This window comes from Euzebya sp., assembly GCF_964222135.1.
GTDB lineage: Bacteria > Actinomycetota > Nitriliruptoria > Euzebyales > Euzebyaceae > Euzebya.
In genome coordinates this window covers 1-24,897 of sequence record NZ_CAXQBR010000006.1, presented here as the reverse complement: position 1 = coordinate 24,897, position 24,897 = coordinate 1, and the positions used below count along the sequence as shown (strand labels likewise).

Annotated in this window: 24 protein-coding genes; 6 read left to right on the top strand and 18 right to left on the bottom strand. The window is 73.7% G+C overall.

The features are described 5' to 3' along the window. Window positions 1-7: 7 nt before the first annotated feature. The 3 genes from ACEQ2X_RS02425 to ACEQ2X_RS02415 all read right to left on the bottom strand — a co-directional run bounded on the left by ACEQ2X_RS02425 (window position 8) and on the right by ACEQ2X_RS02415 (window position 2,614). Window positions 8-880: a branched-chain amino acid ABC transporter permease gene (locus tag ACEQ2X_RS02425; protein ID WP_370324164.1), complete on the bottom strand. Its 873-nt coding sequence runs from the start codon at window positions 878-880 to the stop codon at window positions 8-10. 79 nt (window positions 881-959) lie between these two features. After that, complete coding sequence (locus ACEQ2X_RS02420) at window positions 960-1,808, bottom strand: hypothetical protein (RefSeq protein ID WP_370324163.1); 849 nt, start codon at window positions 1,806-1,808, stop codon at window positions 960-962. 5 nt (window positions 1,809-1,813) lie between these two features. Next, window positions 1,814-2,614 carry an enoyl-CoA hydratase/isomerase family protein gene (locus ACEQ2X_RS02415; protein ID WP_370324162.1) on the bottom strand — a complete coding sequence of 267 codons (801 nt, stop codon included), beginning with the start codon at window positions 2,612-2,614 and terminating at the stop codon, window positions 1,814-1,816. 121 nt (window positions 2,615-2,735) lie between these two features. Between ACEQ2X_RS02415 and ACEQ2X_RS02410 the strand changes: the two genes are divergently transcribed. Beyond that, entirely contained in the window at window positions 2,736-3,404 is a 669-nt protein-coding gene (locus ACEQ2X_RS02410) for an EthD domain-containing protein (RefSeq protein ID WP_370324161.1), read from the top strand. A 15-nt stretch (window positions 3,405-3,419) separates the two neighbouring features. Here the strand turns inward: ACEQ2X_RS02410 and ACEQ2X_RS02405 are convergent, their stop codons facing one another. Continuing rightward, complete coding sequence (locus tag ACEQ2X_RS02405; protein WP_370324160.1) at window positions 3,420-4,214, bottom strand: FadR/GntR family transcriptional regulator; 795 nt, start codon at window positions 4,212-4,214, stop codon at window positions 3,420-3,422. Window positions 4,215-4,300: 86 nt separating this feature from the next. Beyond that, a complete protein-coding gene (locus ACEQ2X_RS02400) occupies window positions 4,301-4,768 on the bottom strand; it encodes a nuclear transport factor 2 family protein (protein ID WP_370324159.1) in 468 nt (155 codons plus the stop codon). Window positions 4,769-4,841: 73 nt separating this feature from the next. On the opposite strand from ACEQ2X_RS02400, the gene ACEQ2X_RS02395 reads away from it, so the two are divergent. Beyond that, window positions 4,842-6,458 (top strand): AMP-binding protein, encoded by a 1,617-nt coding sequence (locus tag ACEQ2X_RS02395; RefSeq protein ID WP_370324158.1) that lies wholly within the window; start codon window positions 4,842-4,844, stop codon window positions 6,456-6,458. Between the two features lie 21 nt (window positions 6,459-6,479). Here the strand turns inward: ACEQ2X_RS02395 and ACEQ2X_RS02390 are convergent, their stop codons facing one another. After that, entirely contained in the window at window positions 6,480-7,403 is a 924-nt protein-coding gene (locus ACEQ2X_RS02390) for a DMT family transporter (RefSeq protein WP_370324157.1), read from the bottom strand. A gap of 102 nt (window positions 7,404-7,505) precedes the next feature. On the opposite strand from ACEQ2X_RS02390, the gene ACEQ2X_RS02385 reads away from it, so the two are divergent. Further along, window positions 7,506-8,279: an SDR family NAD(P)-dependent oxidoreductase gene (locus tag ACEQ2X_RS02385; RefSeq protein WP_370324156.1), complete on the top strand. Its 774-nt coding sequence runs from the start codon at window positions 7,506-7,508 to the stop codon at window positions 8,277-8,279. A 37-nt stretch (window positions 8,280-8,316) separates the two neighbouring features. On the opposite strand, the gene ACEQ2X_RS02380 is transcribed toward ACEQ2X_RS02385, so the two are convergent. The 6 genes from ACEQ2X_RS02380 to ACEQ2X_RS02355 are packed head-to-tail and all read right to left on the bottom strand — an operon-like array spanning window position 8,317 to window position 14,482. After that, window positions 8,317-9,972, bottom strand: coding sequence for a class I adenylate-forming enzyme family protein (locus tag ACEQ2X_RS02380; RefSeq protein ID WP_372530536.1), 1,656 nt, complete (start codon window positions 9,970-9,972; stop codon window positions 8,317-8,319). A gap of 13 nt (window positions 9,973-9,985) precedes the next feature. Further along, complete coding sequence (locus ACEQ2X_RS02375; protein ID WP_370324154.1) at window positions 9,986-10,897, bottom strand: alpha/beta fold hydrolase; 912 nt, start codon at window positions 10,895-10,897, stop codon at window positions 9,986-9,988. After that, entirely contained in the window at window positions 10,894-11,700 is an 807-nt protein-coding gene (locus ACEQ2X_RS02370) for a sugar phosphate isomerase/epimerase family protein (protein ID WP_370324153.1), read from the bottom strand. Before ACEQ2X_RS02370 ends, ACEQ2X_RS02375 begins: the two co-directional genes overlap by 4 nt. 10 nt (window positions 11,701-11,710) lie before the next feature. Then, complete coding sequence (locus ACEQ2X_RS02365) at window positions 11,711-12,955, bottom strand: cytochrome P450 (protein WP_370324152.1); 1,245 nt, start codon at window positions 12,953-12,955, stop codon at window positions 11,711-11,713. Between the two features lie 43 nt (window positions 12,956-12,998). After that, window positions 12,999-14,114: an LLM class flavin-dependent oxidoreductase gene (locus ACEQ2X_RS02360; protein ID WP_370324151.1), complete on the bottom strand. Its 1,116-nt coding sequence runs from the start codon at window positions 14,112-14,114 to the stop codon at window positions 12,999-13,001. A 32-nt stretch (window positions 14,115-14,146) separates the two neighbouring features. Next, window positions 14,147-14,482 carry a non-heme iron oxygenase ferredoxin subunit gene (locus ACEQ2X_RS02355; RefSeq protein ID WP_370324150.1) on the bottom strand — a complete coding sequence of 112 codons (336 nt, stop codon included), beginning with the start codon at window positions 14,480-14,482 and terminating at the stop codon, window positions 14,147-14,149. A gap of 95 nt (window positions 14,483-14,577) precedes the next feature. On the opposite strand from ACEQ2X_RS02355, the gene ACEQ2X_RS02350 reads away from it, so the two are divergent. Both ACEQ2X_RS02350 and ACEQ2X_RS02345 read left to right on the top strand, forming a co-directional pair. Further along, complete coding sequence (locus ACEQ2X_RS02350) at window positions 14,578-15,297, top strand: SDR family NAD(P)-dependent oxidoreductase (RefSeq protein WP_370324149.1); 720 nt, start codon at window positions 14,578-14,580, stop codon at window positions 15,295-15,297. A gap of 14 nt (window positions 15,298-15,311) precedes the next feature. Continuing rightward, window positions 15,312-16,538 carry an NAD(P)/FAD-dependent oxidoreductase gene (locus ACEQ2X_RS02345; RefSeq protein WP_370324148.1) on the top strand — a complete coding sequence of 409 codons (1,227 nt, stop codon included), beginning with the start codon at window positions 15,312-15,314 and terminating at the stop codon, window positions 16,536-16,538. Window positions 16,539-16,564: 26 nt separating this feature from the next. Here the strand turns inward: ACEQ2X_RS02345 and ACEQ2X_RS02340 are convergent, their stop codons facing one another. The 6 genes from ACEQ2X_RS02340 to ACEQ2X_RS02315 form a co-directional block, all read right to left on the bottom strand. Next, on the bottom strand, window positions 16,565-17,332 hold the full coding sequence (locus tag ACEQ2X_RS02340) for an SDR family oxidoreductase (RefSeq protein ID WP_370324147.1): 768 nt from the start codon (window positions 17,330-17,332) through the stop codon (window positions 16,565-16,567). 1 nt (window position 17,333) lies between these two features. Continuing rightward, window positions 17,334-18,452, bottom strand: coding sequence for a Coenzyme F420 hydrogenase/dehydrogenase, beta subunit C-terminal domain (locus tag ACEQ2X_RS02335; protein ID WP_370324146.1), 1,119 nt, complete (start codon window positions 18,450-18,452; stop codon window positions 17,334-17,336). A 22-nt stretch (window positions 18,453-18,474) separates the two neighbouring features. Further along, the gene (locus ACEQ2X_RS02330; protein ID WP_370324145.1) at window positions 18,475-19,296 is read right to left on the bottom strand and encodes an SDR family oxidoreductase; all 822 of its coding nucleotides are present in this window, start codon (window positions 19,294-19,296) and stop codon (window positions 18,475-18,477) included. After that, window positions 19,293-20,933 carry a class I adenylate-forming enzyme family protein gene (locus tag ACEQ2X_RS02325; protein WP_370324144.1) on the bottom strand — a complete coding sequence of 547 codons (1,641 nt, stop codon included), beginning with the start codon at window positions 20,931-20,933 and terminating at the stop codon, window positions 19,293-19,295. Before ACEQ2X_RS02325 ends, ACEQ2X_RS02330 begins: the two co-directional genes overlap by 4 nt. Window positions 20,934-20,982: 49 nt before the next feature. Continuing rightward, on the bottom strand, window positions 20,983-22,188 hold the full coding sequence (locus ACEQ2X_RS02320) for an acetyl-CoA C-acyltransferase (RefSeq protein ID WP_370324143.1): 1,206 nt from the start codon (window positions 22,186-22,188) through the stop codon (window positions 20,983-20,985). Window positions 22,189-22,256: 68 nt separating this feature from the next. Then, window positions 22,257-24,194: an FAD-dependent oxidoreductase gene (locus tag ACEQ2X_RS02315; protein WP_370324142.1), complete on the bottom strand. Its 1,938-nt coding sequence runs from the start codon at window positions 24,192-24,194 to the stop codon at window positions 22,257-22,259. A gap of 89 nt (window positions 24,195-24,283) precedes the next feature. On the opposite strand from ACEQ2X_RS02315, the gene ACEQ2X_RS02310 reads away from it, so the two are divergent. Continuing rightward, window positions 24,284-24,897: biotin carboxylase N-terminal domain-containing protein (locus ACEQ2X_RS02310; protein WP_370324140.1), on the top strand; the 614-nt coding region annotated here is incomplete at its 3' end.

The window sequence follows — 24,897 nt, the reverse complement described above, 5'->3', positions numbered from 1 at the left end:
CACCAGATCAGACGCGGACGAGGTCGCGGGTCCCGTACAGGCCCGACGGTCGCCACAGCAGGACGGCGAACATGATCCCGAAGGCGATCACATCCCGGTACTCGGCCCCCAGGTAGCCGGCGCCGACGCTCTCGACGATGCCGACGAGCAGCCCGCCGAGGATCGCGCCCCCGACGGAGTCGATCCCGCCGAGGATCGCGGCCGGGAAGGCGCGGAGGCCGATGACCGACAGCCCGAGGGAGACCGACGGGGTGTAGTGGGCGTACATGACCCCGCCGATGCCCGCCATCGTGAGGCCGATGGCCCAGGCGGCCGCGTAGATGCGGTTGGGGTCGATCCCCATCGCCGCCGCCGCCTCGAGGTTCTCCGCCACCGCGCGCATGTGGAGCCCGAGCCGGCTGCGCTGGAAGAAGAGCAGGAACGCGCCGACCGCCAGGGCCGCCGCCAGCACCATGAACAGGTTCACGTAGGGGACGATGATCCCCCCGAACTGGAGCTGGCCCTGCGGCAGCGCCGTCAGGCGTCCGCGGGGGGTCGGGCCGTAGGCGATCAGCAGGACGGCGCGGATGACGATCTCGAGGCCGACCGTGACCAGCACGACGGAGAAGAACGCCTTGCCGACCATGAACCGCATGATCGAGTAGTGCAGGACCACCCCGAGGACGGCCAGCAGCAGCGCGATGATGATCAGGCTGACCGCGAACGGCAGCTCCATGACCGCGATGAAGGTCACCGCCAGGTACGAGGCGATCATCAGGAACGACCCGTGGGCGAAGTTCAGCACCGAAGTGGCCTTGAACACCAGCACGAACCCCAGGGCGACGATGGCGTAGATGGAGCCGATCGCGATCCCGTTGAGGAGGAGTTGCAGGAACAGCACCCGGTGGCCCTTTCGTCGGTCCGGTTAGTTTACCGACCAGTAATTAAACTCGATACTCTCCCGCCCCGGCGGGGCGTTGTCAAGGCGGGGCAGGCGGTCCGGACAGCAGGCGGAGCGCCGCCTCCGAGGCGGGCATGCCGACCTCGACGCCACGCGCGGCCGCGGGGTCGTTGCGCGCGCTGATCACGCCGTCGTCGTACGTGCTGCGGCCGTCGCCCATGGCGGCGGTGCGGGCGTCGACGCAGGCACCGGCGAGCCCCTCGGCCCCCACGACGGCCAGGCCGGCGATGCCCGAGTCGTCCCTGCCCCGCCCCCCGTCCGAGCAGATGAAGCCGCGCGGCCGGACCCTGCGGAGGTAGGGGACGGCGCTCCGGCCCGTGTGCCCGGCCGTGCACAGGACGTTCCGGTCGGTGTCTGAGGGCAGCCCGAAGGCGATGGAGTCCGTGCACACGACGTCCCCGTCGTCACCGCTGACGACCACGGTGCGGTTGGTCGTGTCGGCCGGGCCGAGCCCGGTCGCGGCGTCCGCCGCGAGGAGCCGGCGCGCGGCGTCCGCCACGGCCATCCCCGACCGGACCCCGGCGCGGCGAGCCGGGTCGTTCACCATCGACACGACTCCGTTGGTCCAGACGTCCACGCCGTCGCCGAGCAGGACGGTCATCACGTCGACCGCGGCCGCCGGGATGTCGAGCGCCTCGTAGTACCACAGCCCCGCCACGCCGGCCCCGGCCGGGCCGATGCCGCAGTCGAGCCCGATGGCTGCGCGGGGCCGGTGCGCCGACACGAACCGGGCGGGCAGGACGCCGCAGTACGACCCGGTCACGACCACGTCGGTGCCGGTGTTGCGCCCGTCGGCGTCGTAGGCGGAGTCGACGCAGACCACCCGCCCCTCCCCCGCGTCGTGGACCACGACCTGGTCGGCGGCCACCGCGCCTAGCCCTCCGCCCCCGACCGGCCCGGCCAGCGGGGTCGGCGCTTCTCCATGAAGGCCCGGGCGCCCTCCAGCATGTCGTCCGAGCCGATGGCCTGGACGAGCATCCCGAGCCCGCTGACGTAGCCGTCCCGCGCGCTGTTCCACCACAGGTTCGAGCTGATCTTCGCGATCTCGAGGTACCGCGGGCTCATCGCGAGCAGCTCGTCGGCCATGCGCGTCACGGCCGCCTCGAGCTCGTCGTCGTCGACGACCTCGTTGACCCAGCCGAGCTCGTGCGCGCGCTCGGCGTCGTAGCGACGGCACAGGAAGCTGACCTCCTTGGCCCGCTTCTCGCCGATCTGCACCGCCAGGAGGTTCGTCCCGCCGAGCACGGGCGCGCTGCCGACCTTCGGGCCGGTCTGGCCGAACGTCGCCGACCGCGCCGCGACCGCGAGGTCGCAGGCGACCACCAGCTCGTTGCCGCCGCCGGCTGCCGCCCCGTTGACCGCGGCGATCACCGGCCGCGGGGACAGCCTGATCTCCTCGAGCAGGCGGAGGGACCCGTAGAACATGCCGCGGAGCTCCGCCGCGTCGGCCTCGGCCAGGTTGGCGAGGTACCCGCCGGCGCAGAAGGCGCGCCCCGTGCCGGTGATCACGATGACGCCGGCGTCGGCGGCGTCCCGCACCGCCGCGATCATCTCCTCGGCCATCGCCTGGTCGTAGGCGTTCATCCGATCGGGTCGATCGAGCGTGATCCAGGCCACGTCTCCCCGCTGCTCGGTCCGGACGTCACCCACGTGCCCTCCTGCCACCACGGCCATCCAACGTACGCCCCTCGGGGGCGGTCGGCGCCCCGGCCCCGGGCGGGGTGGCGCGGACGGCGTCGACCGAATCTAGGATAATCGATCGCATCGAACGAGCGCGAGCTGCAGGAGGCGGACGATGATCACCAGGTTGGGCATGGCCCCCCGCGACCCGGCCGCGACGCCGGCGTCGTTCCAGGCGCACTGGCGCACGGAGCACGCGGACGCGGCCGGGTCGATCCCCGGCGTCCGCCGCTACACCCAGCACCACGGCGTGCTGGTCGACGGGCGCCCGCCGCTGCCCTACCCCGGCTTCGATGCGTGCTCCGAGCTCGACTTCGACGACCTCGAGGCCCACGACGCCGGCTTCGCCTCCGACCACTACCAGGGGGCGGTCCGGGCCGACGAGGACCGGTTCGTCGACAAGTCGCGGGCCAGCTGGGTGCTCGGCACGCGGGAGGAGCTGCTCGACCGGGGCCGGCCGTCGGATCCGGTGACGCTGCTGTCCCTCTGGCGGGCCCACCCCGAGCGCGGCGTCGACGCGCTGGTCGAGCGCGCGCACCGCTGGGCGGAGGTGGTGGCGGCCGACGACCGCGTCCTCGGCCACGCGCGGCTGACACCCCGACACGACTGGCACACCGCGCGCCGACCCGCCGCCTGCGACCTGGTCGACGTCCTCACCTTCGCGTCGGTCGCCGACGCCCTCGCCCACCTCGCCGAGCCGGCCCACGAGGCGGCCATGGCGCTGGCCGGCGCGGTCTTCGGCTCCGCCCACCACCTGGCGCGCCCCATCGACGTCGTCGGCTGACGGCGCACGCCCGGCTCAGGCGCCGCCGAACTGCTCCCACTTGAGCTGCTGGTCGAGCACCTGGGGGTAGCGCCGCTCGAAGTACCGGCGCGTGTCCTCCATGTGGTCGGTCATGGCCGCGTGGCTCGCCTCGGGGTCCGCGGCCTTCACCGCCTCGGCGACGCGGCGGTGGGCGTCGAGCACCGCCCGGCGGAACCGCAGGGGGTAGTCGATCCCGAGGACCGTGCCGTCGGTGATCCAGTGGAGGGAGTTCACGAGGTAGCCGAAGATCGGGTTGCCCGACCCCCAGGCGACCAGGTCGTGGAAGCGCCGGTTCTCGTCGAGGAAGTGGTCCCAGTCCCCCAGGTCCGCCTCCATCGACGTGACCGACTCGAGCAGCTGGTCCCCCACGGGCGAGCTGGTGGCCTGGGTCGCGGCGAGCGACGCGGTCACCGGCTCGATGGAGCGGCGGGCGTCGATGACCGCGCCGAAGCTCGTGCCGGCGAACTGCATCAGCAGCGCGAAGGTCGACGCCAGGTGCCGGCTGTCGGGCGCGGCGACCACCGGGCCGCCCTTCGGCCCGGGCTTGATGGTCAGGACGCCCTGGAGCTCGAGGTAGCGCAGCGCCTCGCGCATGGTGCCGCGACCGACGTCGTACTCCTCCATGAGGACGCGCTCGGCGGGCAGGACGTGACCGGGGTGCAGGCCCTGCGCGGTGATGCGGTCCACGATGGCCGCGGCCACGATGATCGCGGTCTTCTGCGGGCGGCTGCGGGCCACGCTGCGGGGGGTCACGTCGGGGCGGAGCGGCGGACCGTCTCCATCACCCATGTGTGCCACCCCTGTCTGCCGCGTCCCGGTCCAGCGCTGACGGGGGACCCTACCACCGGGGTCGCGGCGGGCGGCTGAGGTGGTGCCTAGCCGAAGGGCCGGTCGGGGTGGCCGCGGTACCACTCCTCCGGGATGGCGTCCCAGGGCGGTTCGGAGTCGACGCCGTGGAGGGTGTGCTCGACGACGACCCACTCCCCGTCGCGGCGCTCGAGGACGTCGACGATGCGCGCCCAGAGCTCCCAGATCCGCCCGTCCTCGCGCATGCGGTGGACGGCGTCGACGTAGGCGACCAGCCGGGCGGTGTCCCCCTCCACGGTCACCTTGACGTTGGAGAGGTGGTGGCTGGTCCTCGCGTACTGGCCGAGCACCGCCGCGAGCGTCCGGGCGTAGGCGTCGCGGCCGGTGATCTGCCGCCCGGTCATGATCTCGATGCGCGCGTCCTCGGCGAAGAGCGCCGCGGCGCCCTCGGGGTCCTTCGCGTCGACGCGGTCGAAGTAGGTGACGAAGACCTGCTCGACGTCGCGGATCGCGGCCAGCTGCTCGGGGTCGGTCACGGGGCGCTCCTCGATCGGGAACCGGATTCTACTGAACAGACAGTAGAACACCGAATCCACTAGCATGATGGGCATGGATGTCCTCGGTGACCTGATCCGCTCGCGCGCCGCCGCGGACCCCGACGTGCCGGCGATCACGATCACCGGCGACGGCGCCGAGCCGGGGTCGCCCGGCGTGCCGCTCACCTACGGCGAGCTCGACGACCGCACCGAGGTCGTGGCCGGGGCGCTGGGCGCCGCCGGCCTCGCGAAGGGGGACCGGGCCGCGATCATGCTGCCGAACGGCCCGAGCTTCGTGCACACCTGGATCGGCATGGCCAAGGCCGGCGTGGTGGAGGTGCCCCTCCACACCGCCTCGCGCGGTGACGGCCTGCGCCACGCGCTCGCGTTGACGCACAGCGCGCTCGCCGTCGTCGACGCCCGATCGCTCGACCGCATCGCCGCGGTGGCCGACGACCTCCCGGCCCTGCGCACGGTCGTCGCCGCCGGGCCGGCGGAGGGCGCCCGGCCCGGATCCGTCGGGCGCGCCGACGTGGTGACACTGGAGGCGTTCACCGCCGGCGCGACGCCGCGGGCGCGCGTCGACGTCGACGAGACCGACCCGTCGGTCGTCCTGTTCACCTCCGGCACGACCGGGCCCTCGAAGGGCGTGGTCCTCAGCCACCGCGCCAACTTCCGCCTGGCCCGCACGGTCTCGGGGGCCGCGGGGTTCCGGTCGGGCGAGGTGCTGTTCACCACGTTCCCTCTGTTCCACGTGGCGGCCCGGTACGTGTCGACGCTGGCGGCGATGCTCGTCGACGGGCGGGTCGTGATCCGGGAGCGGTTCTCCGCCAGCCGGTTCTGGGAGGAGTGCCGGGCCGAGGGGGTGACGGCCATCCACTACCTGGGGTCGCTGCTCACCATGCTGGCGAAGCAGCCGGAGCGGCCGGTCGACACCGCGCACGGCGTCCGGGTCGGCTACGGGGCCGGTGCACCCGAGCCGGTCGCACGGGCCTTCACCGAGCGCTTCGGCGTCCCGCTGCACGAGCTCTACGGGATGACCGAGACCGGGGCGGTGACCATGAACCGCGCCGGCGCCCACCGCCTGGGGACGTGCGGGCAGGTGCTCGACGACTGCGAGGTCGCCATCCACGACGCGGAGGACCGCGCGCTGCCGGCCGGCGAGGTCGGCGAGATCGTCGTCCGGCCGTCGCGGCCACACATCATGATCTCCCACTACGAGGGCATGCCCGAGGCGACGGTGGAGGCGTTCCGGAACCTGTGGTTCCACACCGGCGACCGCGGGTGGTTCGACGCCGACGGCTACCTCCACTTCGTCGGGCGGCAGAAGGACGCGATCCGGCGCCGCGGTGAGAACGTCTCCGCGTTCGAGGTCGAGGTCGTGATCGAGGACCACCCCGACGTCGCCGGCAGCGCCGTCGTCGGCGTGCCCGACGAGATCAGCGGCGAGGAGGTGATGGCCTTCCTCGAGCTGCAGGCCGGCGCCACGCTCGACGTGGCCGGCCTGCTGGACCACTGCCAGACCCGCCTGCCGCACTTCGCGGTGCCGCGGTACCTCGCGGTGGTCGACCAGCTCCCGCGCAACACCTCCCACCGCGTGCAGAAGCACCTGCTGGTGGGTGCGGCCGGTGGCGGCCTGCCGGAGGGCACGGTCGACCGCGAGGCCATCGGGTACGTCGTCCGACGCTGACGCCGGCGTCCGCCGGGCGCGTCAGGCCGAGGCGGCGGGGACCTCGGGGGCGACCGGCTGGCGCCGTCGCACCTGGGTGAGGACCACGCCCACGATGATGAGCGCGCCGCCGGCCAGCCCGATCAGCGACAGGTCCTCCCGCAGGATCGCCCAGCTCCACGCCACGCCGAAGAGCGGCACCAGGTAGGCGTACGAGGCGACCTCGTTGGCCGGCAGGGTCGTCAGGGCGAGGTTCCAGACGATGTAGGGGATCAGGGTGCCCCCGACGACGAGCTGGATGAACCACAGCCAGCGCAGGCCCTCGAGCGCGCCGGCGTCGGCCAGGGCCTGCGGCACGAACGGCGCCAACCAGATCGCACCCAGCAGGAGGCCGCTGAAGGTCAGGGTGAGGGGCGGCATGCGCCCCTGCACGGCCTTGGTCATGACCGTGTAGCCGGCGAAGGACACCTGGGCGGCGAACACGAGCGCAGCCCCCCAGGGGTTCCGGACGGTCAGCGCCGTGCCGCCCCCCGTGGCGAACACGACGACGACCGCCGCGCCGGCGAGCGCGAGGACGGTGCCGAGGAGCTTCAGCCGGGTGAGCCGCTCGCGCAGCAGGACCGCGGACATCGCGGCCGTCACCGCCGGCTGGGTGGCCACGACCAGGCCGGCCATCGCGGGCGCCAGGTAGTTCTGCCCCTGTGCCAGCGCGAGCTGGGATCCCGGCACCGCCAGCGCGCCGGCGACGGCGAGCACGGTCAGGTCGCGCCGCGTCATCCGGGGGCGGAGCGAGGGGACCGCGAGCAGGGCGGCGCCCACGACGACGACGATCGCGATGAAGCGGACCACCACGATGTCGACCGCCGTCAGCACCTCGAGGAGCTCGTGGTTCGCCACGAACTGCAGCCCCCACAGCGCCATCGCGCCGGTCAGCAGGGCGCGGGTCGTGGTGGTGGACAGGCGCATCGGCGGGTGCAGCGTATGCCGCGGGAGACGACTTACCAAACGGGCAGTAGGTGGCGTAGGGTGCAGGGTCCGGGGTGTGCCGGCACGAGCGAGGAGGTCCACGTGGTCGACCGGTTGGCGGGTGAGGTGGCGATCGTCACGGGCGCCGGGTCCGGGCTCGGCCGGGCGGCGGCGACGGCCTTCGCGGCCGAGGGGGCGGCGGTGGTCTGCGCCGACCTCGACGCCGGGGGGCTGGCGGGGACGGTCGCGGCGATCACCGACGCCGGGGGGACCGCGATCGACGTGGTCGCGGACCTCAGCGACCGCGACCAGGCCGACGGGGTGACGCGGGCGGCCCTCGACGCCTTCGAGGTCGTCGACATCGTCTACGCGTGCGCCGGCATCGCCGGTCCGGGCGGGCCCGACACGACGCCCGAGGAGGACTTCGACCGGGTGATCGCGGTCAACCTCAAGGCGAAGTGGTTGTCGTTCCGCCCGGCGATCCCCCACATGCGCGCCCGCGGGCGCGGGTCGATCATCGTGCAGTCGAGCATCGGCGGGATCGTCGGCGTGCCGGGCATCTTCCCCTACGCGGTCGCGAAGGGCGGGTGCATCTCGATGGTGAAGCAGGCGGCGATCGACCTCGCCCCGGCGGGGATCCGGGTCAACGGCATCGCACCGGGGACGATCCTGACGCCGCTGGTCGAGGCCACCTACGCGGCGGGGGGCGGCATGTCGGCGGCCCAGGGGATGGACCGGATCCACGAGCGCTACCCGCTGGGGCGCCTGGGCACCCCCGAGGAGCACGCCCACCTGGCGGTGTACGTGGCCAGCCGGGAGTCGGCGTGGACCACGGGGCACATCTTCGTGATCGACGGCGGCATCACGGTCGCATGAGCGGCGCCGGCGTCGGCGTCGGCGTCCCGACCTGACGTCATGCGCCCCGTTCGGCGAGCAGCTGGTCCCGCAGCCTGAACTTCTGGACCTTCGTCGCCGACATCGGCCACTCGGTGACCACCCGGACCTCGCGGGGGACCTTGAAGCTGGCGATCCGTCCCTCGCACCAGGCGCGGATCTGCTCGCCGGTCACGTCGGCACCCGGTCGCAGCTCGACGAAGGCGACGGGGACCTCGTCGAGGCGGGGGTCGGGCACGCCCACGACCGCGGCGACGACGACGTCGGCGTACCCCATGAGCAGGTGCTCGACCTCCGCGGCCGCGACGTTCTCCCCGCCGACCTTCAGCATGTCCTTGAGGCGGGAGACGTACTCGACGCGACCCTCCGCGTCGAGCGACCCGAGGTCCCCGGTGTGGAACCACCCGTCGTCGTCCAGGACGGCGGCCGTGGCCGCCGGGTCGCCGTGGTAGCCCTCGAAGAGCGACCAGCCGCGCGCGGTGATCTCCCCGCGCGCGCCCGGCGGCAGCGGGGTCCCCGACAGCGGGTCGACGATGCGGACCTCGACGCCCGGCCAGGGCCGGCCGGAGTGGGTCAGCCGCGCCTCCAACGGGTCGGTCACCTCCGACAGCGAGATCATCCCGCCGATCTCGGTGCAGCCGTACGGGTTCAGCACCACCGCGTGCGGCAGCCCGCGCTGGAGGCGGGACAGGGCCTCCGGCGCACCGTTGGTGTGGAGGATGCGGAGGGCCGCCAGGTCGTCGTCGCGGCGGTCGGGGTGCTCGAGCACGGCGAGCGCGATCGCGGAGAAGCCGAAGAAGGCGATCGTGGGCCGCTCGGCGCGCGCCATCGCGAGGACCGCGCCCGCCTCGACCCGGGGCAGCGTCAGGAACGTCGCGCGGCACGCCACGCTGCCCACGAGGCCCATCATCCCGGCCATGTGGAAGAGGGGCAGCGGGTCGAGCAGGCGGTCGTCGGGCCCGAGGGCGTAGCGCCGCTCGGCGAGGGTGGTGCTCGAGCCCACGAGCGACTCGTGGGACAGCACAGCGCCCTTCGGGTGGGACGTGGTGCCGGACGTGTACATGATGACCGCCGGGTCGCGCGATCCGGCCGCGGCGACGGCGCCGACCACGGCGGCGGGCAGCGCCGCGGGGGCGACGGCCTCGACGGCGTCGCCGGAGAGCATGCCGGCGGGCGGCTGCGGTCCGAGGTGGACGAGGTGTCGGAGTGCCGGGGCCTGCGGCACCGCGAGGGCCCACGGGTCGGTGCCGGCGATGGCGGGGAGCGCCTCGACGAGCCGGGCGGCGAAGTCGACGTCCTCGGCCACCGCGTCGTCGACGACGAGGACCACCACGTCCGACGCCCCGACGACGTGGGCGAGCTCCGCGGCCCGGTAGCGGGGGTTGAGGGGGACGACGACGCCACCGGCGAGGGCGATGCCGAACAGGACGGCCACCACCTCGAGGCCGTTGATGCCGATGACCCCGACGTGGTCGCCGGGGCGGACGCCGAGGCCGTGCAGGCGGCGTGCCCAGGCGTCGGCGCGGGCGAGCAGCTCGGCGTACGTGGCGCGGCCGCCGGGCAGGACGACGGCGTCGTGCGACGGCTCGGCCGCCGCGGCCGCGCGGAGCAGCGCCGCCAGGGTCGCGGTAGGGGGCGACGTCACCTCGGGGTCCGGGTCCGGGGCGGGATCCACGTCCACGTCCTCCTCACCCCGCCGGCTCGGCCGCGACGGCCGACCGGGCGGCGGCCCGCTCCGCCAGCACGGCCGCCAGCTCGCGGGGACGGTCGAACATCAGGTGGTGGTGGCCGCCGGGGACCGTGACCAGGACGGGGTCCGTCGGGCCGCCGGCGGCCATGGCCCGCAGGCGACGGCGTTGGTCCAGGGGGACCACGACGGAGCGCTCGGCCACCACGACCGCGATCGGGCAGCGGGCCGCCGACAGCACGGCGCCGACGTCGGCCGGCCGGTCGGGCAGCTGCCGCTCGAAGACCCGCGGGTCGAACTTCCACGCCCACCCGTCCGCGCGGCGCACGGCGCTGCGGGCGGCGACGTGGTCGAGCAGGGCGGCGTGGAGGACCGGCTGGTCCGGGAGGAGGCGGAAGCGCCGTCGGGCCTCGTCCTCGCTCGCGTAGCGCTTGGGGGCGGCGAAGACCGTCTCCGCGTCGCCGATGGCGGCCGGATCGGGGACGGCGAGCGGGGTGTCGACGGCGACGGCCCCGCCGAGCCGGTGCCCGTGCGCCGCGGCGGCCATGGCGGCGACGATGCCGGTCATCGAGTGGCCCACGACGAGGGGGCGACCGGCGGTGTCGGCGGCGTCGAGCACGGCCACGACCTCGGCCACCCAGTCGGCGACCCGGTAGGCGTCGCGGTGGTCGGAGGCGCCGGGGCCCGAGAGGGCGAGGGCCACGACGTGCAGGTCGCGGGCCAGCAGGGCGGCCCCCGGCGCCCACCACCACGCGTGGGCGCCGCCGCCGTGGAGCAGGGCGGTCGTGGGGGCCTGCGGGTCACCCCACTCGAGCCAGTGGATCGACCGCCCCGCCACGGTGGTCCGCCGCGACGCCGGCGCGGTGTCGAGCGCCTGCGCCAGCCAGGTCGGCGGCGCCGGCGGCGACGTCACGCCACGGCCTCCGCGAGCAGGCGGCGGGTCGCGTCCGCGCAGGCCGCCGCCGCGTCCCCCGGGTCCAGCGCGGCGAGGGCGGGCGAGATCACCTCCACGCACAGCGGCGCGGTGTCGAGGACGGGTGCGAGGCTGGACAGGAACCGCACCAGGTCGAACACGCCCTCGCCGGGGACGGCACGGTGGAAGGTCTGGGTGAGGAGCGGCTCGTCGGTCGCCGGCCGGCCGTCGCACAACTGGATCCCGGCGACGCGTGCGGGGTCGACGTCCGCGAGCAGGGCCCAGTCAGCGTCGCCGCGCTCGTGGTGCCAGGCGTCGACGACCACGCCCCCGTTGGGTCGACCCGCGGCCTCGACGACGTCGAGGGCGGCCCCCAGGGTCGGGACCGTCGTCCACGGCAGGTACTCGAGACCCACACCCAGCCCGTGCTCGGCAGCGCGGTCGCACATGGCGGCGAAGAGCTCGGCGACGCGGTCCGCAGGCCCCTCGGTGTCGCCGACGACGGTCACGTGGCGCCCCCCGAGCGCGTCGACGAGCTCGTAGACCCGGTCCTCGTGGGCACGGGCTCCCTCGACGTCCGCGGCGGAGCCGCCCCACCCGGTGATGACGTCGATCTCGACGACCGCCAGCCCGTGCTCGGCGAGGACACCCCGCAGGTCGTCGTCGGTCGCCCCGGCCTCGAGCGCCCGGCGGCGGTCCCCGGGCCGCAGGCCGATCCCGTCGAAGCCCGCGGCGGCCGCGGCGACGACGCGGTCGGCGAACGTCGCGTTCGGGATGGTCATGACCGACAGCGCGAGCTCCACGACCTCGACCTCACGCGTCGTGGACGACCGGGAGCTCGCGCAGGGCCCGCGCAGCCAGGCTGGGCACGTGGCTGATCTCCGCGTCGTCGGCGAGCCGCAGCCCGGGCAGGCGCTCGACGACGCTGGCGATCATGTGGCGCATCTCCAGGCGGGCGAGCTGCGCGCCGATGCACGCGTGGATCCCACGACCGAACGCGACGTGCCGGTTCGGGTGGCGCGTGATGTCCATGGCGCTGGCATCGGGGAAGTAGTCGGGGTCGTGGTTGGCGCCGGCGAGCGCCAGGAACACCCGGTCCCCGGCCGGGATGGTCATGTCGCCGACCTCGACGTCCTCGGTCGTCCAGCGGATCAGGACCTTGATCGCCCCGTCGATGCGGAGCACCTCCTCGACCGCCTTCGGGGCGAGGTCCGGCTGCTCGCGGAGCAGCGCCAGCTGATCGGGGTTGCGGAGCAGCGCGAGCACGCCGTTCGCCGTGGCGTTGATGGTGGTCTCGTGGCCCGCGAACAGCAGCAGCGCGAGCATGCTGAGCAGCTCGTCGTCGGCCAGGCGGTCGCCGTCCTCGACCGGTGCGGCCAACGCGCTGATCATGTCCTCCCCCGGCGCCGCGCGGGCGGCATCGACCAGCCCCTGGAGGTAGGCGAACATCTCCTCGATGCCGCGGAGGGCCCGGGTGTGGCGCTCGCCCCGCGCCTCGCCGCCCGCGCCGAAGGCGACGAGGGCGAGCTCGTCGGACCAGGCCCGGAAGCGGTCCTGGTCCTCGAGGGGCACGCCCATCATCTCGGCGATGATCGCCGCCGGGAGGGGGTAGGCGACGTGGTGGATCAGGTCGCGCTCCCCCGAGGAGATGAAGTCGTCGAGGATCGCGTCGACACGGCTCTGGATGTGCTCCCCCATCAGGGAGATGCGCTGGGCCTTGAAGGCCCCCGCGGCCAGCTTGCGCAGCCGGGTGTGCTCGGGCGGGTCGCTGACGACCATCCAGGACTTGAGGATGTCGAGCACCCGCGTCGCGCTCGACTCGGTGCCCGGCTCGTCCTTGGCGCGCTGGCGCGCCAGCACCGGTGCCACGCGGTCCGAGGACAGGCCGCGGTGCGTCAGCGCCGCCTCGACGTCGGAGAACCGGGCGACGACCCAGGACTGGTGGCGTTCGGACCACACCGCGGGCGCGGTGTCGCGGAGGGTCGCGAAGACCGAGTAGGGGTCCTCGGTCGCCTCCGGGCTCAGGAGGTCGACGTCGTCCAGTGCGGTCGCGGACATGGGGCGCTCCTCGTCGTCGGGTGCGGTCTGCGTGGGTGGGGCGTCAGGATCCCTTGACCAGGTCCTTCAGCTCGTTCATGGCCTTGAAGCTGAACCGGGCCAGGTCCGGGTCCCCGAGCCCGGTGATGTTCCACATGACCAGGTGGCGCAACCCGGCGGCCTGGTAGGCCGTGATCTGCTCGGCGAGCTGCTCGACCGTCCCGGCGAAGGCGTAGTGCTCCGACACCTTCGGCGGGATGGCCTCGACGATCCGGTCGACCTCCTCGCGGGGAACGCGCGTCGGGATGAAGTCGTGGAACCCGCCGGCCCCACCGAGGGGCGGGGGGACGCCGAGGCTCTCGAAGACCCAGTTCGGCATCAGGATGCAGAGCATCCGGACCATGGGGGACGCGAGGAGGCGCTGGACGGACTCCTCGTCGGGGCCGATCAGCATGTAGCCGAGCATGCCCGGCGTGAAGTGCTCGATGTCGCGGCCGGCGTCCGTCGCGTTCGCGTGGATCGTGTCGAGGGACTCCCGGTACGCCTCCGGGGACATCTTGGTGGGCAGCCAGCCATCGCCGTAGCGCCCGGTGAGGCCGAGCATCCGCGGGCCGTGGGCGGCGAGCCAGATCTCCGGCGGGGTGTCGCCGTACGGGTCCAGCCCCATGACGGCGTCCTTCAACCGGAAGTGCTCGCCCTCGTAGTCGACGGCCTCCGACCCTGCCGTCATGAGCAGGCGGATGACCTCGAGCCCCTCGGCGAGCTTGCCGACCGGTTTGTCCCACTCGATGCCGTACGGCTCGATGTTGAGCTGCTCGCCGGAGCCCACGCCGAGGATGGCCCGGCCCTTGGTCATGTGGTCGAGGGTCAGCATCGTCTGGGCCACCGAGGCCGGGTGGCGGCGCAGCAGGTCGGTGACGCACGTCCCGACCTTGATCCGCTCGGTCTGGGCCCCGACGGCCGCCATCATCGCGAAGGGGTCGACGTACACGTGGCTCGACTGCTGGTGGGCGGCCAGCGGGGTGTAGTCGGTGTTCCACATGGTGTCGGGGTGCCAACCCATGAGGTGGTCGGGCCACCAGATCCCGTCGTAGCCGGCCTGCTCCATCTTGACGCCGGCGGCGACGCCCTTGTCGACGGGCGGGATCAGCGCGCCGGGTGCACCGAACTGGATGTCCACGTCAGTCAGCTCCTGGGTGGTCGAGGGGTGGGTCAGCTGCTCGGCAGCTCGATCAGCACGTCGTCCCCGTCGGAGGTCACCCGGTAGGTCCGGACGGGCTCGGTCGCCGGCAGGGTGAGGGGCTCACCGGTCCGCAGGTCGAAGGTGGAGTTGTGGGCGGGGCACTCGATGCACATGCCGTCCAGCCACCCCTGGCTCAGGGACTCGTCCTCGTGGCTGCAGGTGTCGTCGACGGCGTAGATCTGCTCGTCGTCCTCGGCTCGGGCGAGGCAGATCCGCCGCTCCCCCACCTCGACGAGCCGGACGTCCCCGGGCGCCATCTGCGCGGCTCCCGCGACGCGGTGGGTGGTGGGCTCCTCGCTGGCCACGGCTGGCTGCCTCCGGACTTCGGTGGGCTTCGACGTCGTCTAGCATAGTAGTTTACCAACCGGTAAGTAGAAGTTCGAGGGGAGGAGGGACGGCCATGGCAGACCTGGACGATCGCGTCGTCGTGGTGACGGGGGCGGGGTCCGGCATCGGCCTCGCGACGGTGGAGCGGCTGCGCGCGCTCGGCGCGGTGGCGGTGTCCTGGGACCTCGCGGCGGTCGACGTCCGGGCGCCCCACGCCGCGGCGGCGGTCGACGTGACCGACGACGCGGCGGTCGCCACCGCGGTCACGGCCGTCGTCGACGCCCACGGGCGCATCGACGGGCTCGTCAACTGCGCGGGGACGCTGGGGCACACCGGGGGGCGGATCGCCGAGACCCCCCTCGATCGGGCCCGCGCGACCTTCGAGGTCAACACCCACGCGGTGCTGTCGACCATGCAGCAGGTCCTACCCCACATGGTCACCGCTGGACGCGGCAGCATCGTCAACGTCGCGTCCAACGCCGCACTCGGGGCCCGCCCCGGCCTGGCGCCGTACTCGGCCTCGAAGGCGGCCACCATCGCCTACACGCGGACCGCCGCGCGCGAGTACGGGCGGCACGGCATCCGCGTCAACGCGATCTGCCCGGGCGGGACGGCCACGCCGATGGTCGGGGACGTCAGCGAGCAGGCCCTCGAGCAGGTGACCCGCGGCATCCCCCTCGGGCGGTGGGCGGAGCCGTCCGAGATCGCCGCCGCGATCACCTTCCTCCTCTCCGACGACGCGTCGTACGTGTCGGGTGCGACGCTGGTGGTCGACGGAGCCGCGACCAGCTGACCGAGGAGCGCGCAGTGCCAGATCTCGACGTCGTCGTCATCGGCGGCGGTCCCGCTGCGGCGGCCCTCGTCCACGAGCTGGACCGCGGCGGCCACCGCGGGGGCGTGGCGGTGGTCGCCGAGGAGGACCGGCTGCCGTACGACCGGACCGTCGTGTCGAAGGGGCTCCTCCTCGCGGGCGACGAGCCGCCGACGCTGTTCGAGGAGGTCTGGGGCGACGTCGAGGTGCACCGGGGGGTGGCGGCCGACGGCATCGACCTCGGGGCCCGCCGGGTCGCGCTGGCCGACGGCCGGGCGCTGGGCTACGACCGCCTGGTCCTGGCCACCGGCGCGGCGCCGCGCGTGCCACCGATCGACGGGCTCGACCTGCCCGGGGTCTCCCTCCTGCGGGGGGCCGGCGACGGGACCGCGCTGCACGGCGCGCTGGTGTCGGGCCGCCGCCTGGTGGTGGTCGGCGCGGGCGTCATCGGTCTCGAGGTGGCGGCGGCCGCGCGGGCACGCGGGGTGGACGTGGTGGTCCTCGAGCTGGCCGTCACGCCGATGGGCCGGGTCCTGCCCCCCGCGGTGGTGGCCCCGCTGCTCGACCGCCACCGCGCCGAGGGGGTCGACCTGCGCATGGGCGTGCGGCCGACGTCGGTCGCCGCCGTCGACGGCGCGCTCGCGGTGACCTGCGCCGACGGGACGACGGCCACCGGTGACCGCGTGCTCGTCGCCACCGGCATCGCCCCGCGGACCGCGCTGGCCGAGGCCGCCGGGCTCGAGGTCGCCGACGGGGTGGTCGTCGACGAGCTGCTGACCACCTCGGACGCCCGCGTCATGGCGATCGGCGACGTCGCGGCGCTGCGGACCGGGGACGGTCGGGTGTCGCGGACCGAGGCCTACACACCCGCGATGTCGATGGGCCAGCACGCGGCGCGGACGATCCTCGGCCAGCCCGCGCCGTTCACCGAGGTGCCCTGGTCCTGGTCGGATCAGCACGACCTCAGCGTGCAGGCGGCGGGGTGGCCCGACCGCGCGGTGCGGTGGGTCGTGCGCGGGACGGCGGACGACCTCGAGGCCGGCCTGCACGCCTTCGGCGTCGACGACGACGGGGTGGTCGTCGCGGCCGCCGGGGTCTCCCGGGGCCGGGCCGTCGGCCGGGTCGTCAGGGGCGCCCAGCGCCTGATCGCCGCCGGCGTCGCGGTGGCCGACGGGCAGCTCGCCGACCCCGACGTGGACGTCCGCCGGCTCGCGCGCGGCTGAGCCGCGGGCCGGGCGACCGCTCCGCGTCAGGCCAGCGTGACCATCCCACCGTCGACGGGGAGGACCGCGCCGGTGATCCACGACGCCGCGGGGGAGGCGAGGAAGACCGCCGCGCCGGCGGCATCCCCCGGCTGCCCGAGCCGCCCGAGGGGCACGGACGCCACCAGCTCGTCCTCGGCCTCCTCGATGGCGAAGCGCATCATCTTCGAGGGGAAGACGCCAGGGGCGATCGCGTTGACGGTGATGTGCTCGGACGCCAGGCGCTTCCCCATGACCTTCACCAGGTGGTGCACGCCCGCCTTCGACGCGGCGTACGCGTAGGACTCCCAGATCGGCACCCGCATCCCGTCGACCGACCCGATCGCGATGACGCGCGCCGGCCGCTCCGCCGTCGCGGCGGCTCGCAGCAGCGGCAGGCAGGCCACCGTCAGGTGGAACGGCGACTTGAGGTTCAGGGCGAGGACCTTGTCCCACGCCTCGTCGGGGTAGTCCTCGATGTCGGCGCCCCAGGTCGCGCCGGCGTTGTTGACCAGCACGTCGAGGGTGCCGGTCCGCTCGGCCACCGCAGCCGCCAGGGCACGGACGCCGTCGAGGGTCGACACGTCGGCGGGGAGGCCGACGGCCCGCCCCCCCAGCTCGTCGGCGAGCGCCGCGCAGTCCTCGGCGGTCCGGGACGTCAGGTAGACGTGCGCGCCCGCCGCGTGGAAGCCCCGGACGATCATCTCCCCGATGCCCTTGGTGGCGCCGGTCACCAGGACGTGGCGGCCGGCGACGTCGAACAGGTCCGGCCCCATGTCAGCTGACGATGGGCAGCAGGCCGGGTCGGCGGGCGCCCTCGACCAGGTCGTCGACCGGCCAGCGCTTGCGGGACACCGTCGACAGCTTGGTCAGCAGGTTCATCGCCACCGGGTCGGACTCGCCCGGCCGCGCCTCCACCAGCCCGGCGTCGATCACGCCCTTCATCCACTCCTCACCCCGCTCGGTGCGGATCAGCGTCAACGTCCAGTTGTCGTCCGCCCCGATCCCGCCCGTGGAGATGTCGGCGTGCTCCGCGGCGAAGTCCGGGCACTTCTTGCACCCCTCACGCGTGTAGGGGTGGAACTCCTTCAACGGCAGCTCGTGGTAGGACCCGTCGCGCAGCCACACCATGTAGCGGCCCTTGATGTTCACCTTCACCACGTCGGCGATGTCGATCCCGTGGGACGCCAACACGATCTTCTGGCCCTCGTAGGTGAACGTCTTGGAGCACAGCAACCCGATCGTCAACGCGATCTTCCGCTTGTACTTGTTCACCCCGTAGGTCTGCACCGTCCCGTTGATCGACGCCTGGCAGGACATGCCGACCAGCGCGATCTGCTTCAGCTTCCTCTCATCGGCCTCCGCCATCGCCAACGGGTTCGCCGAGTACGTGTAGCGCGACCCGGCCGTGGCCAGCACCCCCGCCTTGTCCGTCACCAGCGCCGGCTCGGAGTCGAACGGCCCCCGCTTCTCGGTGACCGCCGAGGTCAGCGCCCCGTCGATCATCTCGTTCTCGAAGCCCCAGATCAGCAGCGTCGACACCAGCCCGCCGTCCTGGCCGGCCTCGTGCACCCCCTTGTCCGTCGCCCGGGTCAACAGGATCGAGCGGACGTGGCCGTACACCTCGTCGGGCTCCCGGGGCTGGCCGAACAGCACCTCGTCGATGTCGGACTCCCAGTTGCGGAACCGCGGGCACGCCCGGGTGCAGATGTCACAGCCCCGGTCCCCGATCGCGCACTCGTCGACGTCCATCCCCTCGCCGATCTGCACCGGCCAGTAGTCGTCGGTGTAGTCCAGCACGTCGCGGGGGCACACCATCACGCACGCCGCGCAGCCGGTGCACAGCCCCGGCTCGACCACCTCGCGGTACAGCTCACGCCAGTGCACGTCACCCATGTCGACTCCAGTCAGGTGGGGGTCAGGTCCGGGAGGGGAAGGTATCGCCGAAGGGGTGCGACGAGAGGTGCCAGCCGCCGTCGACCACGATCGTCGCGCCGGTCACGTACGTCGCGGCCCGGCTCAGCAGGAACGCGGCGGCGCCGAGCAGCTCGTCGGACGTGCCGAACCGGCCGAGGGGGATGTTGGACAGGGCTGCGGTGCGCACGGCGTCGTCGCTCCACATCCCGGCGTCCGCCCCCTCGGTGGAGAACGCACCGGGGGCGAGGGAGTTGACCCGCAGGCCGCGGGGGCCCCACTCGACTGCGAGGGAGCGGATCAGCGCCTCGAGGCCGGCCTTCGCGGCACTCGAGTGCGCCGCGCCGGGGACCTCGCGCTCGGCCAGCGCGCTCGAGACCATCGTCGCGCACCCCGCCGTCCCGGAGTCGAGCAGCGGCCGCGCCCAGCGGCGCAGCACGGTGAACGGCCCGGTGAGGCTCGAGCCGACGACGGCGGCGAAGCCGTTGGGCGAGATGTCCTCAGCCGCGGCCAGGAAGGCACCGCTCGCGGCGTTCACCAGCAGGGGCACCGGTCCCCCGTCGGCCTCGGCGGCGTCGAAGGCCGCGGCGACGGCGTCGGCGTCGCGGATGTCGGCGGCCAGCGGCACGACGGTGCCCGCGGGGGCCTCTGCGACGACCGAGTCGAGCTTGGCGGCACGCCGTCCGACGACGTAGGTGCGGACGCCCGCGCTGGCGAGCATCAGGGCGATGTCCCGGCCGATCCCCGAGCTGCCGCCCGTCACGAGCGCACGTCCAGCGGCCGGGGCGTAGGGTCCCTGGACGAAGGGGCTTGGGGTCGGGGTCATGGGGTCGCCTCGCCGGTGAAGGTCGCCGCCGCGCGCTCGCGGAGGTCCACCTTGCGGATCTTGGTGGCCGACATCGGCCACTCGGTGATGAGCTCGACGTGGCGCGGCACCTTGAAGCTGGCGATCTCGCCGCGACACCACTCGATGACGTCCTCGGGGGTCAGCGACGCGCCGCGGACGGGTTCGACGTAGGCCACGGCGACCTCCCCGAGCCGGGCGTCCGGGATGCCCACCACGGCGGCCATGTTGACCTCCGGGTGGCTGATGATGTGGGACTCGATCTCGATCGAGGCGACGTTCTCCCCGCCGATCTTGAGCATGTCCTTCAGCCGGCCGCGGAAGTGCAGCAGCCCGTTCTCGTCGATGACGCCGAGATCGCCGGTGTGGTACCACCCGTCGGCGTCGAGGACCGCGGCGGTGAGGTCGGGGCTGCCCTGGTAGCCGGAGAACAGCGTGGGCCCGCGACCGACGATCTGCCCCTCGACGCCGTCGGGCACCGGGGTGTCGTCGACGATGTCGCGGATCTCCACCTCGGCACCCCGCAGGGGCTTGCCCGGGGCGATGCGCAGCTCGAGCGGGTCGCGCGGGTCGGACATCGCGATCGACCCGGCCACCTCGGTCATCCCGAAGGCAGTGACCACCTTGGTGCCGGGCAGCTTCGCCTCGAGCTGGCGCAGCTGGGTCGGTGGGGCGACGGTGAAGATCGACCGGACCCGCCGGAAGGGCTCGGGGTCGTAGTCCGGGTGGTCGACCAGGCCGTCCGTGATCGGCGGGAACGCCGTGTACATCACCGTGGTGCCCTCGTCACGGATCAGCTGCAGCCCCGCGGCGGCGTCGAACGTCGGCATGGTGCAGTACGTGCCGACGACCCACTGCATCGCGAACAACGGCTGCGAGCAGGCGCTGTGGAACATCGGGAGGGGGCTGAACATGACGTCCCCGACCCGGAGGTCCATCCGCTCCGCGGTGTCCTGGCCCTGTCGGACCATGGCCTCGTGGGTCAGGATGCAGCCCTTGGGGAGCGACGTCGTGCCCGAGGTGTAGAAGATCGTCGCCGGGTCCCGGACGGTGACACGTGACGCCGCCAGCTCGACCACGTCCGGTGCGACGTCGGCGCGGGCGTCGACCCAGCGGCCCACGTCGATGACGCCGGGGGCGCCGGTGGAGCTGAAGTCGACCACGTGAGCCAGGTCGGGCGCGTCGGGCAGCTCGAGCGGCGCGCCCCCAGCTGCTCCGGCCTGGTCGGCCAGGTCGGGGAACGCCGTGGTGATCCGGTCGACGAAGCTGACCACGCCCGGCTCGTCGGCGACGAGCAGGACCGTGACCTCCGCGTCGGGCATCACGTGGCGGAGCTCGCGGGTCCGGAAGCGGCTGTTGACCGGGACCACGACGGCGCCCAGGAGCATGGCGCCGAACCATGACTCCAGGTAGGTCAGCGAGTTGGGCATCAGGATGCCGACCCGGTCGCCGCGCCGGACGCCGAGGCCGTGCAACGAGCGCGCCGCGTCCACCGCGGCGGCGAGGAGCTCGGCGTAGCTGCGCCGCTCGCCGGGCATCACCACGGCGGCTCGATCGGGGTCGGCCGCGGCACCCCGGATCAGCAGGTCCCCTCCGGTGCAGACCAGTCGGTGCTCCACGTGCGCGCTCCTGTCCTCTCGCCGCTCCCGGACCCTCAGCTCCCGGGCCTCAGCCCAACCGCTCGATGATGGTGGCGTTGGCCATGCCGCCGCCCTCGCACATCGTCTGGAGCCCGTAGCGGCCCCCCGTCTGCTCGAGGACGTTGACCAGGGTCGCCATCAGCTTGCCACCGGACGCGCCGAGGGGGTGCCCGTTCGCGATCGCGCCGCCGTTGACGTTGACGCGGTCGAGGTCGGCGCCGGTCTCCGCCTGCCAGGCCAGGACGACGGGGGCGAACGCCTCGTTGACCTCGAAGGCGTCGATGTCGTCGATGGACATGCCGGCCCGGTCGAGGACCTTCTGCGTCGCCGGGATGACGCCGGTCAGCATCATGATGGGGTCGTCACCGACCACCGCGACGTGGCGGATCGCGGCCCGCTGCGTCAGCCCGAGGGCCTCGGCCCGCTCGCGCTCCACGACCAGCACCGCCGAGGCACCGTCCGAGATCTGCGACGCCCCGGCCGCGGTCACGACCCAGTTGATGTCCGGGTACCGCGCGGCGAGCTCGTCGGAGTGGAACGCCGGCTTCAGGCCGGCGAGGGCCTCGACGCGCGACCCGGCGCGGATCCCCTCGTCGGCGGTCATGACCTCGCCGGTGCGACCCTCCCCGCGGTCGACCTCGACGCCGAGCACCTCGGCCTCGAACAGCCCGTCCTCCGTCGCGCGAGCCGCGCGCTGGTGCGACTCGACGGCGAAGGCGTCGAGGTCCTCGCGGCTGAACCCCCACCGCGCGGCGATCATCTCCGCGCTGATGCCCTGGTTGACCAGCCCGCCGCGGTCGGCGTAGCGGGCGGCGACCTTGGTGCCGAAGGAGTCCTCGCCCTGGGCGGAGGAGAACATCGGGACCCGTGACATGACCTCGACGCCGCAGGCGATCGCCACGTCGTAGGCGCCGGACTGCACGCCCTGGGCGGCGAAGTGGACGGCCTGCTGGGAGGAGCCGCACTGACGGTCGATCGAGGTGGCCGGCACGTGCTCGGGGAAGCCGGCACCGAGCACGGCGTTGCGGGCGACGTTGAAGGACTGCTGCCCGCTCTGGGACACGCACCCGGCGATGACGTCGTCGACGACGCCGGGATCGATGCCGGTCCGGTCGACCATGCCCGACAGGACCTCGGCGAGGAGGTCCACCGGGTGCCAGCCGGACAGCGCCCCGCCGGGCTTGCCCTTGCCGATCGGGGTCCGCAGGACGTCGACGATGACGGCTTCGCGCATGGGTGCAGCTCCTCAGCTCTCGCAGGACGACAGCGCCAGTCTATTTACCTACCAGTAGGTAAACAAGCTCACCCGAGGTCGGCGACCAGCGCGTACGCCTGCCTGGTGGCGAAGACGACCCGGCGCGGGGCGTACGCGTCGCCGAGGAGGTGGAGCTCCTGCAGCGAGCCCCTGAGCGCGTCGTGCAGCGTCGACTCGGGGACCGAGCCCGTGGCGAGGACGACGGTGTCGACGCCCTCGATGGTCCAGCGACGTCCGGAGAAGGTGTTGGCCACGTGGGCCGTGGATCCGTCCACGGCGACGAGCCGCGTGGATGCGATCAGCTGCGCGCCGTCGCGGTCCAGCCGGGCGAGGACCGCGCCGAGGGCGTAGGCGCCGACCAGCGGCGACGGCGCGGGGGAGCGGTGGGTCAGGACCACCTCGTGGCCGAGGCCGGCCAGGTGGTCGGCCACGGCGAGGGGGCCGGGGCGGTCGTCCTCGGACACCACGAGCACGCGGCGGCCCACCTCCGCGCCGGACAGGACGTCGACGGCGGTGCGCACGTGGGGCTGCGCCAGCCCCTCGGCGTCAGGCCGACGGGCACGGGCGCCGGTCGCCACCACGACCACGTCCGCAGCCTCCGCCACGACGGCGTCCGCCGTGGCCTCGACGCCGAGCGCCACGGTCACGCCGAGCCGGTCGAGGCGGCGGGCCTGCCAGTCGATCCAGTCCGCGTAGGGCCGGTTCATGCGCGCCCGGGCGGCGACGGCGAGCTGCCCCCCGAGGTGGTCCTCGCGCTCCCACACCGTGACCCGGTGGCCGCGCTCGGCGGCCAGCGCGGCGGTCTCGGTCCCGGCCGGCCCGCCCCCCACGACCAGGATGTGGCGGGGCGCAGAGGTCGGCACCAGCCGCTCGGTCTCCCGCCCCACGTGGGGGTTGACCGCGCAGGCGAACGGCAGGTGCTCGACCACGCGCCGGTTGAGGCAGTCCTGGACGCCGATGCAGGGCCGCGACTCCTCCTCCGCGCCGTCGCGCACGTGCTCGAGGAGCTGCGGTTCGGCGATGAGCGCGCGGACCATGCCGACCAGGTCGGCGTGGCCGTCGGCCACGACCCGGCGAGCCGTGGCCACATCGGTCACCCGACCCGCGTAGAGGACCGGCAGATCGGTCGCCGTCCGCGCCTCACCGCACAGCTCCGCCCACGGCGCCGCGCCGTAGGTGTTCGGCGGCACGTAGCTCGGCGCCCCCCAGTTGTTCCCGACGTCGAGGCTGAAGTAGTCGACCGTGCCGTCGGCCGTGAACGCCGCCAGCAGCGCCTGGCAGTCCTCCAGCCCGTAGCCGCCGTCGATCATCTCGTCGATGCACAGCCGGAGGCCGAGCGTGAGCGGCCGGTCGACGTGTGAGCGGATCGACTCCACGACCTCTCGCAGCAGACGGCGGCGGCCCTCGGCGCTGCCGCCGTAGCCGTCGTCGCGGTGGTTCGTCAGCGGCGACAGGAACCACTGGAGGACGTCGTCGTGGTTCGCGTGGAGCTCGATGACGTCGGCGCCACCCTCGGCGGCCAGGGCGGCGGACTCGCCGTACTCGCGGACGAGCCACGCGACCTCGTCGGCGTCGAGGGCGTGGGGGATGGCGTGGTCGCGGTACCCGCTCAGCCGCGGCGACGGTGCCGACGGCTTCCCGCCCTGCATCACCATCTGGACCGTGGACCACCCGCCCGCCGCGTGGAGGCGAGCGGTGAACTCCGCCAGCCGCTCAACGAAGCCCGGCTGGCGGAACGTGCCGGGGCCGCTCGCACCGACGCCGGTGGGTTCGAAGCCCGGGATCAACGGGTTGCGGACGAACGTCGGGGTGCCGCCAACCCACTGGACGCCCCCGCGGACCCGCTCCACCCAGTAGGCGCAGAACCGCTCGAACTGGTCCGGACGCCCGAGGAGGGCGCCCCTCCCACCCGAGTGCGGCGGCATGACGAGCCGATGGTCCAGGCGGATGGTCCCCACGGTGATCGGGTCGAAGAGGTCTGCCACGTCGGCTCCAGTCCTCCGGCGGTCTGCCGCCGCCAGGTCGGGAACCACAGTTTACTGAACAGTAAGTCGAGGACTATGGTGGGGGCCTCATGTTCGATGCCGTCCTGATCGCCAACCGCGGCGAGATCGCCGTCCGCGTCATCCGCGCCTGCCGGGAGCTCGGCGTCCGCAGCGTCGCCGTGCACTCCGACGTGGACGCCGGAGCGCTCCACGTCCGCTGCGCCGACGAGGCGCACCTCCTCGGGCCCGCGCCGGCGACCGAGAGCTACCTGCACACCGAGCGGATCCTCGAGGTCGCTGCGACGGCAGGCGTCGACGCCATCCACCCCGGGTACGGGTTCTTCTCCGAGAACGCCGACTTCGCGCGTGCCGTCATCGACGCCGGCTTCGCCTGGATCGGGCCGCCCCCGTCGGCCATCGAGCGCATGGGCGACAAGCTGTCCGCCCGCGCGGTGGCCGCGGCGGCGGACGTGCCCGTCGTGCCGGGGACGACCGAGCCGACCGACGACCCCGACGAGGCGGTGCGCTTCGGCGAGGCGCACGGGTACCCGATCGCGGTCAAGGCGGCGTTCGGCGGCGGGGGCCGCGGCCTGAAGGTCGTCGGCCAGCCGTCGTGCGTTGGCGCGCAGAAGCAGCACCTCCGGATGCGTGTGGCCCAGATCGACGGCGGCCCGACGTTCTCCGTCATCGGCTTCGGACTCGC